The sequence below is a fragment of the Sphingomonas sp. MMS24-J13 genome, assembly GCF_044905095.1.
Taxonomy (GTDB): domain Bacteria; phylum Pseudomonadota; class Alphaproteobacteria; order Sphingomonadales; family Sphingomonadaceae; genus Sphingomonas_I.
The window spans coordinates 185,286-200,547 of sequence record NZ_CP173258.1; the positions used below are offsets into that span (position 1 = coordinate 185,286).

The following is a 15,262-nucleotide window of genomic DNA, read 5'->3' on the forward strand; positions in this document are numbered from 1 at the left end:
TAGGCAGACGTCGTCGCATCGATCGCGACACGTGCACCTCGAAAAGAGGGCCGAGAACATAACGGGGGGATAGACCATGCGGGCATTCGCGCTTCCGATTCTCGTCGCCGCTTTGTCGGGTACGGCTCTTGCCGGACCGGCTTATGCGCAAACCACCACCAAGCCTGTGGCTGCAACCAGCGATGCCGATAAGATCGCCGACATCGTCGTGACCGCCGAGCGCCGCGCGGAGAACCTGCAGGATACGCCGTTGTCGATCATTGCGGTGTCGCAGGCGACGATCGAGGCCAAGGGCATACAGGATCTGCAGGATCTGTCGCATTTCACACCTAACCTCAGCATCTCGCCGACGCGTGGGACGGGCAACGCGGCCGCCAACTTTGTCATTCGCGGCATTTCTGGTGGCGGCGGCGCCACCGGTGAGCGTGGCGTCGGTCTTTACATCGACGGCATCTACATGCCGCGAACGAGCGGCGCGGTGTTGCGCGTGCTCGATGTCGATCGGATCGAAGTGTTGCGCGGGCCGCAGGGAACCTTGTTTGGCCGCAACTCCACCGGCGGCGCGATCCGTATCTTCAGCAAGCAGCCGGTCGACAATTTCGAGGGCTCCATCGAGGGCACGATCGGCAATTTCGATCATCACGACGTGATCGGTCTGATCAACGTGCCGCTCGGCAAGGGGTGGGCGCTGCGCGCTCAAGCCGCCTATCTGGACGAGAACGGCTATGTCAGCCGCGGCACGCAGGAACTCGGCGCACAGAAGGATTATGTGGGCCGAGTCCAGCTCCGGGGCGAACTCACGCCCGATCTCAAGGCGACCGCCGGCTTCCTCTACAATCGCACCCGGGCGAATGCGACGCCGTTCGTCGTGCAGGAATTCGATCTGCGCCCCGGCATCGATGGCATCATCCAGGGCAATTATGGTGGCTGGCTCAACGATGCATTCAAGGCGGCGGGCCAGGCGCCGATCGCGCCCTATAATGATCCCCGCATCGTCAAGGGCAATTACCACGCGCCCGACGTCTGCTTTCTCGACAATTTCAATCCCGATTATGGTGCGGCCTGCAACCAGAAGAATAACGACACCTATTGGCAGGCCGATCTGAAGGTCGACTGGCAGCTTGGCACCAATGTCAGCCTCCACTCGCTCTCGGGCTATTCCAAACTGAAACACCGCGGGCAGAATGATCAGGAGGGCATCGGGTTCGAGGTGCGCTACGATCGGATCGACTCGAAGGTCTTCTACCAGGAACTCCAGCTCAACGCGGCGTTGTTCCACGACAAGATCGATCTGGTCGCCGGCGGCAGCTATTTCCATGAGAATAGCGGCCAGCCGTACAATTATATCGTCAACCGCCGTGGCACTGCCAACTATCCCGCCAACCCGGGAACCCCGCCCAATTCGGACGGCGGCCTCTACACGCGCAGCATCACCGACATCTTCCAGAAGTCGGATTCCTGGGGCGCCTTCGCCAGCGCGACCTGGCATATCGTGCCCGGGCTCAACCTGACCGGCGGCCTGCGCCGGGCGTGGGATCACAAGGATTATACGCAGAACCGGTATCAGCCGGCCGCCACCCCCTATCAGGCAGCCGATTTCCTCGTCACGCCGGGGACGACCATGTCGAGCGCATCGAAGAGCCAGCCGTTCCACGCGCTCGATTATCGCGCGACGGCCGATTACCATTTCAACGACGATATCATGGCCTACGCCACGATCTCGAAGGCTTACAAGGCTGGCTCCTTCAGCGCGACCCTCGCCAGTGGCGGGGGTACGAACCAAGACAGCATCGTCAGCACCATCCCGAACGAGAAGGTGCTCAATTACGAGGGCGGTCTGCGCATGACGCTGTTCGACCATCGCCTGCGCATCAATCCGACCGGCTTCGTCATGCACTGGACCAACCGCCAGGCGGCGCTGCGCGTACCTTGCGGTACGCCCCCCCTCACGGATCTGGTGCCGGGGAGCCCGGCCTGCCCGGTCGGCTTCCTGCCGCTGCTGCAGGACCAAGGCGACGCCTGGATCCATGGCGTCGAGTTGGACAGCCAGCTCAGGCTCTTCCGCGGCTTCACGATCGACGGCAATCTCGGCATCACCGATTACAAGTTGCACAACCAGCCGGCGGGCGTGACCCACCTGTTCCCGGACATCCCGAAAACCAGCTACAGCCTCGGCGCGACCTATTCGCTCGATGCGGGCATCGGCCGCGCGACCTTCAACTTCAACTATGCCTATGTCGGCAAGCAGTCGGTCTATCCCGACGACAGCGCAGATTCGGGCTACATCCTGCCCTCCTACGGGCTTGTCAATGCGCGCATCCAGTTCAAGCCAAAGTTCGCGCCGCTGACCCTGACGCTCTATTCGAACAACCTCTTCGACAAGGTCTACGCGACCTACGCGCAGCGCTTCGGCGGTGGTTTCTGGGATTCGGGCGCCGGCACCGGCGTCTTGGCCGCCCCGCCGCGCAACATGCTGAGCGTCGTCCGTGGACGGCCGCGCGAAGTCGGCTTCACCGCCAAGTATGAATTCTAGGCGGTCGGCAGCAGCGAAACGGGAAGATCGTCATGGGCCAATGGTTGGCGGCTTCGGTCGCGTGGATCGAGACGCTCCGCCTGCATAACGTGATGCAGACGGTCGATTGGGCGGTGCCGGCGGTGCAGTGCGTGCATCTGCTGGCGATCGCGGCGGTCTTCTCCTCGTCGCTGATCCTTGCGATGCGGGCGGCGCACGTATCGGGTATCGATTGGTCGCCCGCACGCTGGGGCGAGCGGCTGAATGCCTGGGTCGGCATCGGGCTGGCGATCCTGCTCGTGTCGGGCGCAGTGCTGATCGTCGGCGAGCCCGAACGGTCTCTGCTCAACGCGGTCTTTCAGGCGAAGATGGCGCTGCTCATCGTGGCGGTCGCCGTCTTCCTTCTGCTCAGCCACCGTCTCGCCCGGCTCGATCCGCCCGATCGCGCCACATGGGTCGAGCGCTCGTTGGCCGGCCTGCTCGTCCTGCTGTGGCTGGCGATCATCGGTTGCGGTCGCTGGATCGCTTACGCCTGAGCTTCGTGGGAGCAAGAGATGAACGACCTTCTCGAAGCCATCGGCGCGAGCAGCATCGGCAGCTTCATGGCAGCCAGCCCGCTCGCCTTTCCGTGGGTGGAAACCGTCCATGTCGTGGCGATGGCGACGGTGGTGGGCGTGATCGCCGTCGTCGATCTGCGCCTGATCGGGGTTGCCTCGACCAGCTATTCGATCTCGCGGCTGACGAAGGCGTTGCTTCCGCTGACGTGGAGCGGCTTCGCGCTGGCGCTCGTGACCGGGCTGCTGCTCTTCTCGTCGCAGCCGGTGACCTATTTCAACAATTTCGCCTTCCGGATGAAGATGGTTCTGCTGGTCGCGGCAGGTCTCAACATGGTGGTGTTCCATCTCGTCACGATGCGCGGGATCGCCTTGTGGGATCGGGATGCTCCAGTTCCCGGCGCAGCCAGGGCCGCCGGTCTGCTGTCGATCGCGATCTGGGTGCTGATCGTGATCTGCGGCCGCTGGATCGGCTTCACCACCTCGCCATTCTAGGCACTTAATCCCGATCGGCGTCGGTTCGGGCCCGCAGAGTATAGCCCTGTTCGAGCTCGAGCAGCCGTTGTGCATTTCGCGCGACCGCCGACAGGACTTCCGCCGCGCGATCGAGGTCATCCTCCGCGATATCGCCGACGAGGAACGCGTTGCGCTCGCGGGCGAGTGCCAGCATGCGCGCATATTCTGCGGTGCCTTCGTCCGAAAGCGTGATGATGATGGCCGGGCCCCCGGGCCGCCGCTTTCGGTCGAGCAGTCCACGGGCAACCATGGTCTTCACGGTTCGGCTGAGCTGCCCGCGATCGAGAGCCACCAGATCGGCAAGCTGGTTGAGCGAGAGCGGGGCATGCGCCCCGACCTGCGTCATGACCCGCCATTCGATATCGGACAGGCCGAATTCGCGTCGGTTGGCGAGCGCGCGGCTGCGCCGTAACAGGTCGAGCAATCGGGCAATGCGCAACGTGAACAGCATGTTCGAAGGACTGTCTGGAACGGCGCCCTCGACAGGGTCTTCCGATTGCATGGGACGGGGGCTGCTCAATGCCAGGCTTCTTCCAAAAGATGTTGCGGCTGGATCGTAACAGAAATCGCGCCGCCGTCATGACGCTAACGAGACGTTTGCGGTGCAGGACGTCTGCTTTCAGCAGATCCGGCGTCAGATCAACGCGACGACATCCGCGATCGAATCCAGCACGCGGCTCGGCCGATATGGGTAACGCGCGATGTCGCTCGCCTGGGTCGATCCGGTCAGTACCAGGATCGTCTCGAGCCCGGCTTCGATGCCTGCCACGACGTCGGTATCCATGCGGTCGCCGATCATGACCGTACTCTCGGCATGCGCGTCGATCCGGTTCATCGCGCTGCGGAACATCATCGGGTTGGGCTTGCCGACGAAATAGGGTTCCGCGCCGGTCGCCTTGGTGATCATCGCCGCGATCGAACCGGTGGCGGGGAGGGGGCCTTCCGGGGAAGGCGAGGTGACGTCCGGGTTGGTGGCGATGAAACGCGCGCCGGCCTGCACCAGCCGGATCGCACGCGTGATCGCGGTGAAGGAATAAGTGCGCGTCTCGCCGAGCACGACATAGTCCGGATTGGTGTCGGTCAGCGTATAACCGATCTCGTGCAGCGCGGTGGTCAGCCCCGCCTCGCCGATGACGAAGGCCGATCCGTTGGGAAGCTGCGAAGACAGGAAGTCCGCTGTCGCCAGCGCCGACGTCCAGATCAATTCCTCGGGCACGTTCAGACCCGACCGCACCAGCCGCGCCGCCAGATCGCGCGGCGTGAAGATCGAATTGTTGGTGAGGACCAGGAAACGCCGCTCGCGCTCGATCAGGCGGGCCAGGAACTCGGCCGCGCCGGGCAGCGCATTGCCCTCATGGACCAGCACGCCGTCCATGTCGGTGAGCCAGCATGCGGGCGGCCGGCGTTTCCTGGTCATCTCGGTCTCCGGCAAATGGGGTGCCCGCCGCGCGGACGCGGCGGGCACGGGATCAGGCGAAGTAGATCGTCTTGGTCTCGATATAGGTTTCGAGGCCCTCGATCCCGCCCTCGCGGCCGAGGCCGGATTGCTTGAAGCCGCCGAACGGCATCTCGATGTCGACGATCATGCCGTTGACGGTCACGCTGCCCGTGCGCATCTGCCGCGCGACCGCATAGCCATGCTCGGGATCGCCGGTGTAGACCGCGCCGTGCAGGCCGTAATCGGTGGCATTGGCCTTGGCGATCATGTCCTCCTCGCCGTCATAATCGATGAAGGAGACCACCGGGCCGAAGATCTCCTCGCGCGCGATCGTCATGGTCGGCTCGACATCGACGAACACGGTTGGCTCGATGAAGAAACCACGATTGAGCGAGGCGGGGCGGCCGCCGCCCATCGCGATCTTCGCACCCTCGGCGCGGCCCTTCTCGATATAGCCTTCGACACGATCGCGCTGGCGCTGCATCGCGAGCGGGCCCATGCCGCTATCGGCCGCGAACGGATCGCCGACCTTCACCTTGCCGACCGCCGACGTATAGGCCTCGACGATCTCGTCGCGGCGGCTGCGCGGGGTCAGCACGCGCGTGAGTGAGAAGCAGACCTGTCCCGTGATCGGCATCGAATACGGTACCAGGCTCGGCAGCACATTCTCGATCTTGGCATCCTCGAGGATGACGGCGGCCGACTTGCCGCCGAGCTCGAGGCTGACGCGGGCGAGGCGATCGGCGGCGGTGCGGGCGATATGCTTGCCGGCGGCGGTCGATCCGGTGAAGCTCACCTTGTCGATGCCGGCGTGGCGGATCAGATAATCGCCCACTTCGCGTCCGGCTGGCAGCATGTTGAAGACGCCGGCAGGCAGCCCGGCCTCGGCGATGCATTCGGCCAGGATGTGCGCGTCGATCGGGGTTTCGGGCGAGGGCTTGGCGACGATCGTGCAGCCGGCGGCGAGACCAGCCGCGACCTTGTAGCAGAGCAGGACCAAAGGCGCGTTCCACGGCGTGATCGCGGCGACGACGCCGGCTGGTTCGGCCACGACGCGCACCTTGCCGCCGCTGGAGCGGGTGCGCTCGTCGACGAACGGATAGGTGTCGCACAGCCCGGCATAATAATCGAACAGGCCCGGCACCTGATAGGATGCCTTGCTCGTGAAGCCGATCACCGCGCCGACCTGACCGGTCCAGGCCTCGGCCAATTCGGGCATGCGCGCCTTGAGCAGGGCCGCGACCTTGCGCAATTGCGCGCCGCGCTCCTGCGGCGAAAGGCGCGGCCAGGGGCCCCTGTCGAAGGCCTCGCGTGCGGCGGCGACCGCCAGATCGACATCGGCGATCGTGGCTTCGGCATATTGGAGCAGCAGTTCTTCGTTATGCGGTGCCACCACGTCGAGCAGCGCGCCGCCGGCACCCGGCGCACGCCATTCGCCGCCGATGAACAGGCCGGCGTTTCCGCGCGCCTTGATGCCGTGCAGGGTGCGATTGAGCTGTTCCATCTCCGCGTCTCTCTTTCGTCAGTGCGCGGCTGGATGCGCCGCATCGTCCGCCGGCACATGTGAGGGCGGGTGGGCGTTAGTCAAGGCGGTGCATCGTCCTCGCGTCGGTCGTGCGGGAGCAACCGGCCCCGAGCCTCGTTGAGGGTGCGGCAGGATGTTGAAAAGGGGCCTGGGTGACAGTTTCGGATAAGGACGGGCAAGCGACGGTGATCGCGGTCATCGTGGCGATGCTTGCGGTCGGCGTCGTCCTGGCGCTGATCGGAATGGACGAGCCGGGCCAGAGGCAGCCGCAGGCCGTCGCCGCCAGGCATCATCCGGCTGCGCTGCTGACCCCGCCCGAAGTGCCGCCGACGATCCTGGCCGAGGAGGCGCCCGATCTTGCGCGTGCGTCGAACGCAGCGATCCCGCTTGCACCCGATGCGCTGCTGCCTGCCAACCCATTCCATTATGCGGGCACGAGCCAGGATCGCGCGGCGGCCGAGGCCTGTCTCGCCGTGGCGGTGCTGTTCGAAGCGGGGGACGATCCGCCTGGAGAGCGCGCGGTCGCGCAGGTCGTGCTCAACCGGGCGCGTCACCCGGCTTTTCCCAAGACCGTCTGCGGCGTGGTCTTCCAGGGATCGGAGCGCCGGACCGGCTGTCAGTTCACCTTCACCTGCGACGGCTCGCTGGCGCGGGTGCAATCGGCAGCCGCCCTGGGAAGGGCGCGAACGATCGCCCGCGACGCGCTCGACGGCGCGGTCTACAGGCCGGTCGGTACCGCGACCCATTATCATACCGATTGGGTCGTGCCTTATTGGCGATCGAGCCTCGAGAAGATCGCGATCGTCCATACCCAGATCTTCTATCGCTGGCCCGGGGCCTGGGGCACGCGCGCCGTGCTCAACGGGCATATCCAGCCGGGCGAGCGGCCCGATACGCGGCTGGCGCGCTTCGTCGATCTCAAGACGGGGCCGGATTCGCCGATGGCGGAGGCGCAGGCGGCGTTGCCGGTCCCACCGGGCCTGACGGTGGCAAACGTGCCGCCCGCCAGCCTCAACGGTAATATCGTCCGGCTGAAGGACGAGGATGCGGGCCAGTTCGTGGTCGAGCTCAATCCCGCCACTCCGCCCGCCAGCTATGCGGTCACCGGCTTCAATCTTTGCGGCGAGAAGCTGGAATGCATGGTGTTCGGCTGGACGAGCGCGAGCCAGATCCCGCGCAGCCTGCCGGTGCTGCCGTGGATGATGAAATCGCTCGCCTTCGTCTATCGGCGCAGCCGCGCGCTCGGCCTGTCGCAGGGTTATTGGGATTGCCAACGCTTTCCGCGCCCTTTGCCCGCGCAGTGCCTTACGCCTTAACGCCTGACGCCGCAGCATGTCGGATCCTGGACGGCGGCCCGTCACCGTCACTGCCCGGCTTGGGCAGTGACAGATTTTAGAAGGGAAACTTGCAAGTTTATCTGTATTTACTACATTGACGGTATGAGCGCTGATCCGGCCGAATCTCCGTCTGTCCAGACCCTTGTCGAGGAATTGCTGCGCTCGACCGGGCAGCTCGTCCGCCGGCTCCGCACCGAAACCAATCCGGGCGAATTGACCTGGTCGCAGATCGCGGCGCTCGCCCGACTTGATCAACTCGGCCCGATGGCGACCGCCGATCTGGCGCGGATCGAGGGGGTCAAGCCGCAGTCGATGGGAGCGACGCTCGCCGGCCTCGAACGCGACGCGCTCGTATCCCGTGAGCCGCATCCGACCGATGGCCGGGCTCGACGATGACGAAAAGCGCGCGCTGGCCGCCGCCGTCGCGGTGATGGGCCGGCTCGCCAATGCCCCGAAAACGCCTTCTACGCCGGAGCGAAATCATGGCCGTCACCATCCTCGATCCTGTCACCGCGCTGATCGTCATCGATCTGCAGAAGGGCATCGCCGCCATCCCGTCGGTCCATCCGATTGGCGATGTGGTGGCCAATGCCGCGGCGCTTGCCGCCGGCTTCCGCCGGCGCAACCTGCCGGTCGTGCTCGTCAACGTCGGGGGCATGGCGCCGGGCCGCAACGAGCAGAGCATGGCTGGCTTCCAGTTTCCCGACGGATGGATGGACCTGTTGCCCGAACTGGATGTGCAGCCTGGGGATCATCTCGTCACGAAGCGAACCTGGGGCGCCTTCACCGGCACCGGCCTCGAACGATGGTTGAAGGATCGCGGCGTGACACAGGTCGTCGTGGTGGGCGTGGCGACCAGCGCCGGCGTCGAATCGACCGCGCGGCAGGCGCACGAACTGGGCTTCCACGTCATGCTCGCCACCGATGCGATGACCGATCGCAGCATCGAGGCGCAAGACAATAGCGTCACCCGCATTTTTCCGCGATTGGGCGAGACCGGCACCACCGCCGCGATCCTCGACCTTCTCCCGGCCAACTGACGGTGGCCGCCCTCGCCGGGGAACTGGGGCCGCGCGGCGCGTTCCGCTCGCTGCGGCATTTCAATTACCGGTTGTGGTTCGCCGGCTCGCTCGTTTCTAACACCGGCACCTGGATGCAGCGCACTGCGCAGGACTGGCTGGTGCTGACCGAACTCACCCACCACAATGCCGCCGCTGTCGGCGTGGTGATGGGGCTTCAGTTCGGGCCGCAATTCCTTCTCCTGCCCTGGACCGGCTTTGCGGCCGATCATTATGATCGCCGCAAATTGTTGATGCTGACGCAGGGCGCGCTGGGCGCGCTGGCCCTCATCCTCGGCCTGCTGACGGTCATGGGTTGGGTGAAGCTGTGGGAGGTCTATCTCTTCGCCTTCCTGTCGGGCTCCGCTGCCGCCTTCGATGCACCGGTGCGGCAGACCTTCGTCAACGAGCTGGTCGGCGAGCGCGATCTCGCCAATGCGGTCGCGCTCAATTCGACCGCGTTCAACGGCGCACGCATGGTCGGGCCGGCGGTGGCGGGGCTGTGCATCGGTGCGGTCGGGACGGGCTGGGCGTTCATCCTCAACGGGCTCTCGTTCGTCGCGGTGCTCGGCTCGCTCGCGCTGCTGCGGCGGGCGGACCTCCAGCCAAGCATCCGCGCGACACGCAAACCGGGCAGCCTGATCGAGGGCTTTCGCTACGTCGCCGGCCGGCCGGATCTGCTGGCGATCGTGCTGATGCTGTTCCTGATCGGCACGTTCGGGCTCAACTTCCCGATCTTCGTCGCGACGATGGCGGTCGGCGTCTTCCACGCCGATGCCACCCATTATGGCCTGCTGAGCTCGATCATGGCGGTCGGCACGATCACCGGCGCCTTGCTTGCAGCCGGGCGCGAACGGCCGCGATTCGGGTTGTTGACGATCGGGGCTTGCGTCTTCGGCGTCGGCTGCACCCTTGCGGCTTTCGCGCCCTCTTACTGGTTCTTCGCCGCAGCCTTGGTGGTCATCGGCGTCGCGGCGCTGACCTTCACCAATTCGTCGAACGGTCTCATGCAACTGACGACCGCGCCGGCGATGCGCGGGCGCGTCATGGCGATCCGTCTGGCGGTCGCGCTCGGCGGGACGCCGATCGGGGCACCGCTCGTCGGCTGGGTGGCGAACGATCTGGGGCCGCGCTGGGCGTTGGGGGTGGGAGCGGCGTCCGGATTCGCAGCGGCACTGGTCGGGGCTCTTCACGCTTTCCGGGAACGTCGCGAAGTCGCGCAGGAATAGATCGACGCGAAGCCGCCGCGGCGTGGGCATGTCCAAAACGGCGATATCGGCTAGTGGCGCGGGTCGACAGCGGGTCTAAGTCTCGCAGCCATATCCTTATGCGGGGGGGGATCATGCGGAGGCATCTTTACGCTGCGATGGCGGCTATATTCGCGAGTTCGCCGGCTTTTGCTGCAGCCTCGGCGCACGAACTTGCGGCCGCTTTCGGTGCCCGCCCGGCGGTTTCGCAGGTCAGTCTGTCGCCGGATGGCAAGCGGCTGGCGTTCGTGACGCCGCTGGCGGGGCAGGGTGGGGCACTCTACGTCGTTGCGACGACCGACGGTGCAGAGCCAAAACGGATTGCCGTCGCATCGGGTGCGCCAGAGCGGCTGGCCGAATGCCGCTGGGCCAGTAATTCCAAACTGATCTGCCTGATCCATGGCCAACAGCCCCTCCTCAAATCGGTGGCGGCACCGGGCGGCGCCTGGGGTGTGCCGTTCGAGAAGCTGGTGGTGGTGCCCGCCGATGGCGGCGATGGCGTGCGTCCGCCCCAGCAACTGCCGCTCGGTGAAGGCGTGGTCGTCGATTGGCTGCCGGGCGAGACGGATAATGTGCTCGTCGGGTTTCCCGCCGGACGGCCTTACGGACCGTTCGATTATCATCTCGCGCGCTATGATCTCACCAAGGGCAAGGCGCACGGCTGGGACGATTATGTGCGGTGCGATGGCGGCTGCCTGACCGACGGTCTCGGCCAAATCCGCATAGACGCTAACGAGATCAGGTCCGGAACCATATCTTACCGCTATCGGGGCGTGGACGGCGATTGGCGGCCGTTCGGCAGCTATCGCCCACTCACCGGTGAAGGTTTCGCTCCGGCGGCGGTCGATCCGACGGCCAATCTGGTCTGGGGCTTTCGCAAGCTGAATGGCAGGCTCGCCGTCTTCACCAAGGCGCTGGACGCCGCAGCGAACGAGACGGAGGTTTACGCGCGCGCCGATGTCGATATCGACGGGATCGTCAGGCTAGGGCGGAAGCGGCGCATCATCGGGGTCAGCTACGTTACCGACGCGTTGCATTTTCTGTATGCGGATCCCGATCTCGCGGCCCTGGCGGACTCGCTCGCCAAGGCGTTGCCGAGTACACCTATCATCCGGTTCGTGGATGCGAGCGACGATGAGAGGCAATTGCTCATCCTGGCAAGCAGCGATGTCGCGCCGGGCCGATATTATCTGCTCGATCGAAACACGCGCAAGCTCCAGCGGCTGATGGACATTCGCCCGCAACTCGACGGCATGCCGCTCGCCCCGATGAAGGCGATCACTTATCCGGCGGAAGACGGAACCGCGATTCCCGCCTACCTCACGATGCCTACCGCGGTTGTGCATCCCGGCAAGGCGATCGTCCTGCCCCATGGGGGGCCATCGGCACGCGACGAGTGGGGTTTCGATTGGCTTGCGCAATATTATGCGGCGCGGGGCTATGCCGTCCTCCAGCCCGAATTTCGCGGCTCCGATGGCTATGGCGACGATTGGTTCCGGGATCAGGGCTTCGCCGCTTGGCGGGCCGCCGTATCGGATATCGACGCCGGTGCGCGCTGGCTGGTCGGGCAGGGCATTGCCGACAAGGGCCATCTTGCGATCGTCGGATGGTCCTTCGGCGGCTATGCCGCATTGCAGGCCGCCGCGACGGCGCCCGATCTGTACAAGGCCGTCGTGGCGGTGGCGCCCGTCACCGACGTAGGCATGATCAGGGGCCGACTGGTTCACTACATGGACCGTGGCGCGCTCAACCAGTTCGTTGGCAGCAAGATCGAAGACGATGCATCGCCGATCAATAATGCCGGGCGGATTGGAATACCTGCGATGCTGGTTCACGGGACGTTCGATCTGAATGTCAGTTACGAACACTCGCAGCGGATGCAGGCTCGCCTCAAGGCAGTCGGCAGGCCGCCGACTTTCCTGAGCTTCGACAGGCTCGATCACCAACTCGACGATAGTGCCGCGCGCGCAAAGCTGCTCGAAGAAAGCGACGCTTTCATCGCAAGGGTCTTCTAGCCGGTCAGCAACTGCAGTCGCGCTTGCGCCGATGTCCTAGGATGATGCGGGAATGCCGTTCCATACGACCGGAACGGCAAGCTGGTTGTTCTCGATCGGCACAATCGATCCTGCCATTTGCGCGCGTGTCCAGTCCGCATTAGCCCAAGTTGAGCAGAGCGTCGGCACGACCGCTACTGGGGAAGACTGCAGGGGGTGTCAGGCGCTTGGCGTCAGTGCCGACACGATCCGCATGCGCACGAGGCCACGCAAGGATCAGTCTCGCAGGCTGTGGGTCTGGAAGTAATACCCATGATTTAGATCATTGATTAATCAATGAAATCCATTGCCCAATCGGATGTATTTTAAATCCGATAGGAACAAGCCGGGATGTCGGTCGACGATATAAATCGCTGGTTACAATCGATTTGATTGTGGGCCGCGATCCGTTCGGTTGGGGCGGGTTGGCCACGAAATCGTGGCGCTTGCACAGTCGAGATACTGATAGAAATAGGGGAGTGAAGGATGATTAGGGAAGTAATTCTTGCTTCGGCATCTGCCTTGGCGCTGCTTGTCGGCGCGGGGCCCGCGCTGGCGCAGAATGCTGCCGGCACCGCCGCAAAACCGGCATCCGACGACAGCGGGATTGCCGATATCGTCGTGACCGCGACGCGCCAGGCAACCAACCTCCAGTCGACACCGATCGCGGTGACCGCGGTGACGGCCAAGGCGCTCGAAGAACGCGGCATCACCAGTATCGGCGATCTCACCTCGACCGTCCCCAATTCGCAGTTCCGCCGCGTCCAGGGTGCGTTCGGCCCCGGCGTGTCGGCCTTTATTCGCGGCATCGGATCGGGCGACACCAGCCTCGCTGGTCAGCCGCCGGTCGCCTTCTACATCGACGATGTCTACTATCCGGTGCTGCTCGGGGCGAACTTCGACCTGCTCGATGTCGATCATGTCGAAGTGCTGCGCGGGCCGCAGGGCACGCTCTTCGGCCGCAACTCGCTCGCGGGTGCGATCAACGTCGTCGCCAGGCAACCCAACACGCATGACGCGTCCGCTTATGTCGAGGCGACCACCGGCTCGTACAAGCGGATCGATCTGCGCGCGGGATTCAACCTGCCGTTGAACGATACTATGGCGATCCTGGTCTCGGGCCTCTCCAAGAAGCGCGAGGGCTACCAGAAGGAACTCGATTTCACCTGCCAGATGAACAAGAACGGCACGCCCCAACTCGCTGGCAGCTTTCCCTACGTCAATCCGCTCGGCAACGCGACCAAGCTCGATTCCGGCGATTGCGTGATCGGCCATTACGGCGGTGAGGACGTCCGTGGCGGCCGCGGCAGCTTCCTGTGGCAGCCGACGCCATCGATCAAGATCACCGTCACCGGCGATTATCTGCGCGACCTGTCCGAAAACCCGGCGGACTCGGTCGTCGATGTCGATCCGACCCGCGCCAACGCCAACATGAAGAGCCAGGCGGCCTATTTCGGGCTCACCATCGACAGCCGGTTCATGACCGGCGATCCCTATACCACCTATGCCACCTACACCGATCGGATCGCGGCGTGCACCGTCATCCCCGGCAACACATATTATAACGGTTCGGTCAACGAGCGCGGCCAGTGCACGCGCGGCGGCTATTCGCTGCCCAACCACAACAATCTCGCCAACTGGGGTGTCGCCGGCAAGCTCAACTGGGACCTGGGCAACCATATCGCGCTGACCGCGGTGTTCGCACATCGTGATCTCAATGAGACGCACACCTTCGACACCGACGGCACGCCGCTGGTCGTCGAGCATGTGATCAATCACCTGATCGAGAAGTATAACCACGCCGAGGTTCGCCTGTCGGGCACGTCGAAGCTGATCGACTGGGTCGGCGGCGTGTTCTACTTCCATGCCAAGGGCGATCAGCATGCCTCGCTCCAACAGCCGAGCTCGGGCCTGCAGCGCGCGCTGCACACGACCTATACGCCGGACTCGAAGGCTGTGTTCGCCAACGCGACCATCCGCCCATTCGGCGAGAAGCTGAGCTTCGTCGGCGGCCTGCGTTATGCCGATGACAAGATCGCGGTGAATTTCTCCAACATCTCCGACGTCAGCTACCTGACCACCGCGTCGGACATCCTGTTCAAGGTGACGCCGGAATCGAAGAAACTGAGCTGGAAGGCGGGCGTCAATTATCAGGCTACGAGCACGATGCTATTCTATGCATCGGCCGCCACCGGTTATTCGTTGCCGGGTTACAATACCCGCCCGCTGCAGAAGACCCAGGTCGAGCAGAGCGATGCCAATTCGGACATCGCCTACGAGCTCGGCGCCAAGCTCGACCTGTTCGATCGCAGGCTGCGCCTGAACGTCGCCGGCTTCTACACCAATTTCAGCAGCCGCCCGACCACCATTTCCGGCGCCGAGGCGCTGCTCAACGATGCCGGCCAGCCGCAGGTGGGCAACCAGGCGCTCATCCCGCTGCCCGGCGGTCCGGCAGGATCGACCCAGTGCAGCCCGACCCTGGTCGCGGCCAACACCGGTATCGTCTGCCTCGGCCGCACCTATTTCCGCAACCAGCCCGCCAAGATCCGCGGCGGCGAGGCCGAATATACGCTGAACCCGATCGAGAATCTGCTGATCAACGGTTCGGTCGGCTGGTCGAAATTCACCGCACCAGACATCGCCGCGCGCACCGTCAACCGTCGCCAGAGCAACCCCTTCTGGACCGCCAGTTCGGGTATCCAGTACAAGATTCCGCTCGACAGGATCGGCGGTTCGATCACCCCGCGAGTCGACTGGACGTATGAAGGCAGCCAGATCGTCAGCGGCACCTCGACCAAATATAACGGACTGCTGCCGGCCAAGTCGCTGTTCAACGGGCGCATAACCTACGACAACACCGATCACAATTTCTCGATCGCGGTCGGTGTCATCAACATGTTCAACAAATTCTATTACATCAACGTGTTCGATTATCAGCCGCTCGGCTATCCGCAGACCGACGCCCAGCCGGCGGCGCCGCGCCAATGGTCGCTGACCGTGTCGAAGAAGTTCTGACCTCTTTCCTTCCCGAGCCTCGCTCGG

Annotated in this window: 12 protein-coding genes; 9 read left to right on the forward strand and 3 right to left on the reverse strand. The window is 64.4% G+C overall.

The genetic code is table 11. The features are described from left to right. The first annotated feature begins 76 nt into the window (after positions 1-76). From AB4Z44_RS00820 to AB4Z44_RS00830, 3 genes are read left to right on the forward strand one after another with little or no spacing between them, the layout of a single operon-like run. Complete coding sequence (locus AB4Z44_RS00820; protein WP_404712197.1) at positions 77-2,533, forward strand: TonB-dependent receptor; 2,457 nt, start codon at positions 77-79, stop codon at positions 2,531-2,533. A gap of 32 nt (positions 2,534-2,565) precedes the next feature. Continuing rightward, positions 2,566-3,048, forward strand: a complete 483-nt coding sequence (locus AB4Z44_RS00825) for a DUF6644 family protein (RefSeq protein WP_404712198.1) — start codon at positions 2,566-2,568, stop codon at positions 3,046-3,048. 18 nt (positions 3,049-3,066) lie between these two features. Then, complete coding sequence (locus AB4Z44_RS00830; RefSeq protein ID WP_404712199.1) at positions 3,067-3,561, forward strand: DUF6644 family protein; 495 nt, start codon at positions 3,067-3,069, stop codon at positions 3,559-3,561. A gap of 4 nt (positions 3,562-3,565) precedes the next feature. Here AB4Z44_RS00830 and AB4Z44_RS00835 read toward each other — a convergent pair whose 3' ends face one another. The 3 genes from AB4Z44_RS00835 to AB4Z44_RS00845 all read right to left on the reverse strand — a co-directional run bounded on the left by AB4Z44_RS00835 (position 3,566) and on the right by AB4Z44_RS00845 (position 6,524). Next, a complete protein-coding gene (locus AB4Z44_RS00835; RefSeq protein ID WP_404712200.1) occupies positions 3,566-4,084 on the reverse strand; it encodes a MarR family winged helix-turn-helix transcriptional regulator in 519 nt (172 codons plus the stop codon). 132 nt (positions 4,085-4,216) lie between these two features. Next, positions 4,217-4,999, reverse strand: coding sequence for an HAD-IIA family hydrolase (locus AB4Z44_RS00840; protein ID WP_404712201.1), 783 nt, complete (start codon positions 4,997-4,999; stop codon positions 4,217-4,219). A 52-nt stretch (positions 5,000-5,051) separates the two neighbouring features. Next, positions 5,052-6,524, reverse strand: a complete 1,473-nt coding sequence (locus AB4Z44_RS00845) for an aldehyde dehydrogenase (protein ID WP_404712202.1) — start codon at positions 6,522-6,524, stop codon at positions 5,052-5,054. Between the two features lie 173 nt (positions 6,525-6,697). Between AB4Z44_RS00845 and AB4Z44_RS00850 the strand changes: the two genes are divergently transcribed. The 6 genes from AB4Z44_RS00850 to AB4Z44_RS00875 all read left to right on the forward strand — a co-directional run bounded on the left by AB4Z44_RS00850 (position 6,698) and on the right by AB4Z44_RS00875 (position 15,235). Further along, positions 6,698-7,861 carry a cell wall hydrolase gene (locus tag AB4Z44_RS00850; RefSeq protein WP_404712203.1) on the forward strand — a complete coding sequence of 388 codons (1,164 nt, stop codon included), beginning with the start codon at positions 6,698-6,700 and terminating at the stop codon, positions 7,859-7,861. Positions 7,862-7,984: 123 nt separating this feature from the next. Then, a complete protein-coding gene (locus AB4Z44_RS00855) occupies positions 7,985-8,278 on the forward strand; it encodes a MarR family winged helix-turn-helix transcriptional regulator (protein ID WP_404712204.1) in 294 nt (97 codons plus the stop codon). 86 nt (positions 8,279-8,364) lie between these two features. Then, positions 8,365-8,922, forward strand: coding sequence for an isochorismatase family protein (locus AB4Z44_RS00860; protein WP_404712205.1), 558 nt, complete (start codon positions 8,365-8,367; stop codon positions 8,920-8,922). Between the two features lie 2 nt (positions 8,923-8,924). Further along, positions 8,925-10,169, forward strand: coding sequence for an MFS transporter (locus AB4Z44_RS00865; RefSeq protein ID WP_404712206.1), 1,245 nt, complete (start codon positions 8,925-8,927; stop codon positions 10,167-10,169). 113 nt (positions 10,170-10,282) lie between these two features. Further along, positions 10,283-12,202 (forward strand): alpha/beta fold hydrolase, encoded by a 1,920-nt coding sequence (locus AB4Z44_RS00870; RefSeq protein WP_404712207.1) that lies wholly within the window; start codon positions 10,283-10,285, stop codon positions 12,200-12,202. A 540-nt stretch (positions 12,203-12,742) separates the two neighbouring features. Beyond that, a complete protein-coding gene (locus tag AB4Z44_RS00875; RefSeq protein WP_404712208.1) occupies positions 12,743-15,235 on the forward strand; it encodes a TonB-dependent receptor in 2,493 nt (830 codons plus the stop codon). Positions 15,236-15,262 lie beyond the last annotated feature (27 nt).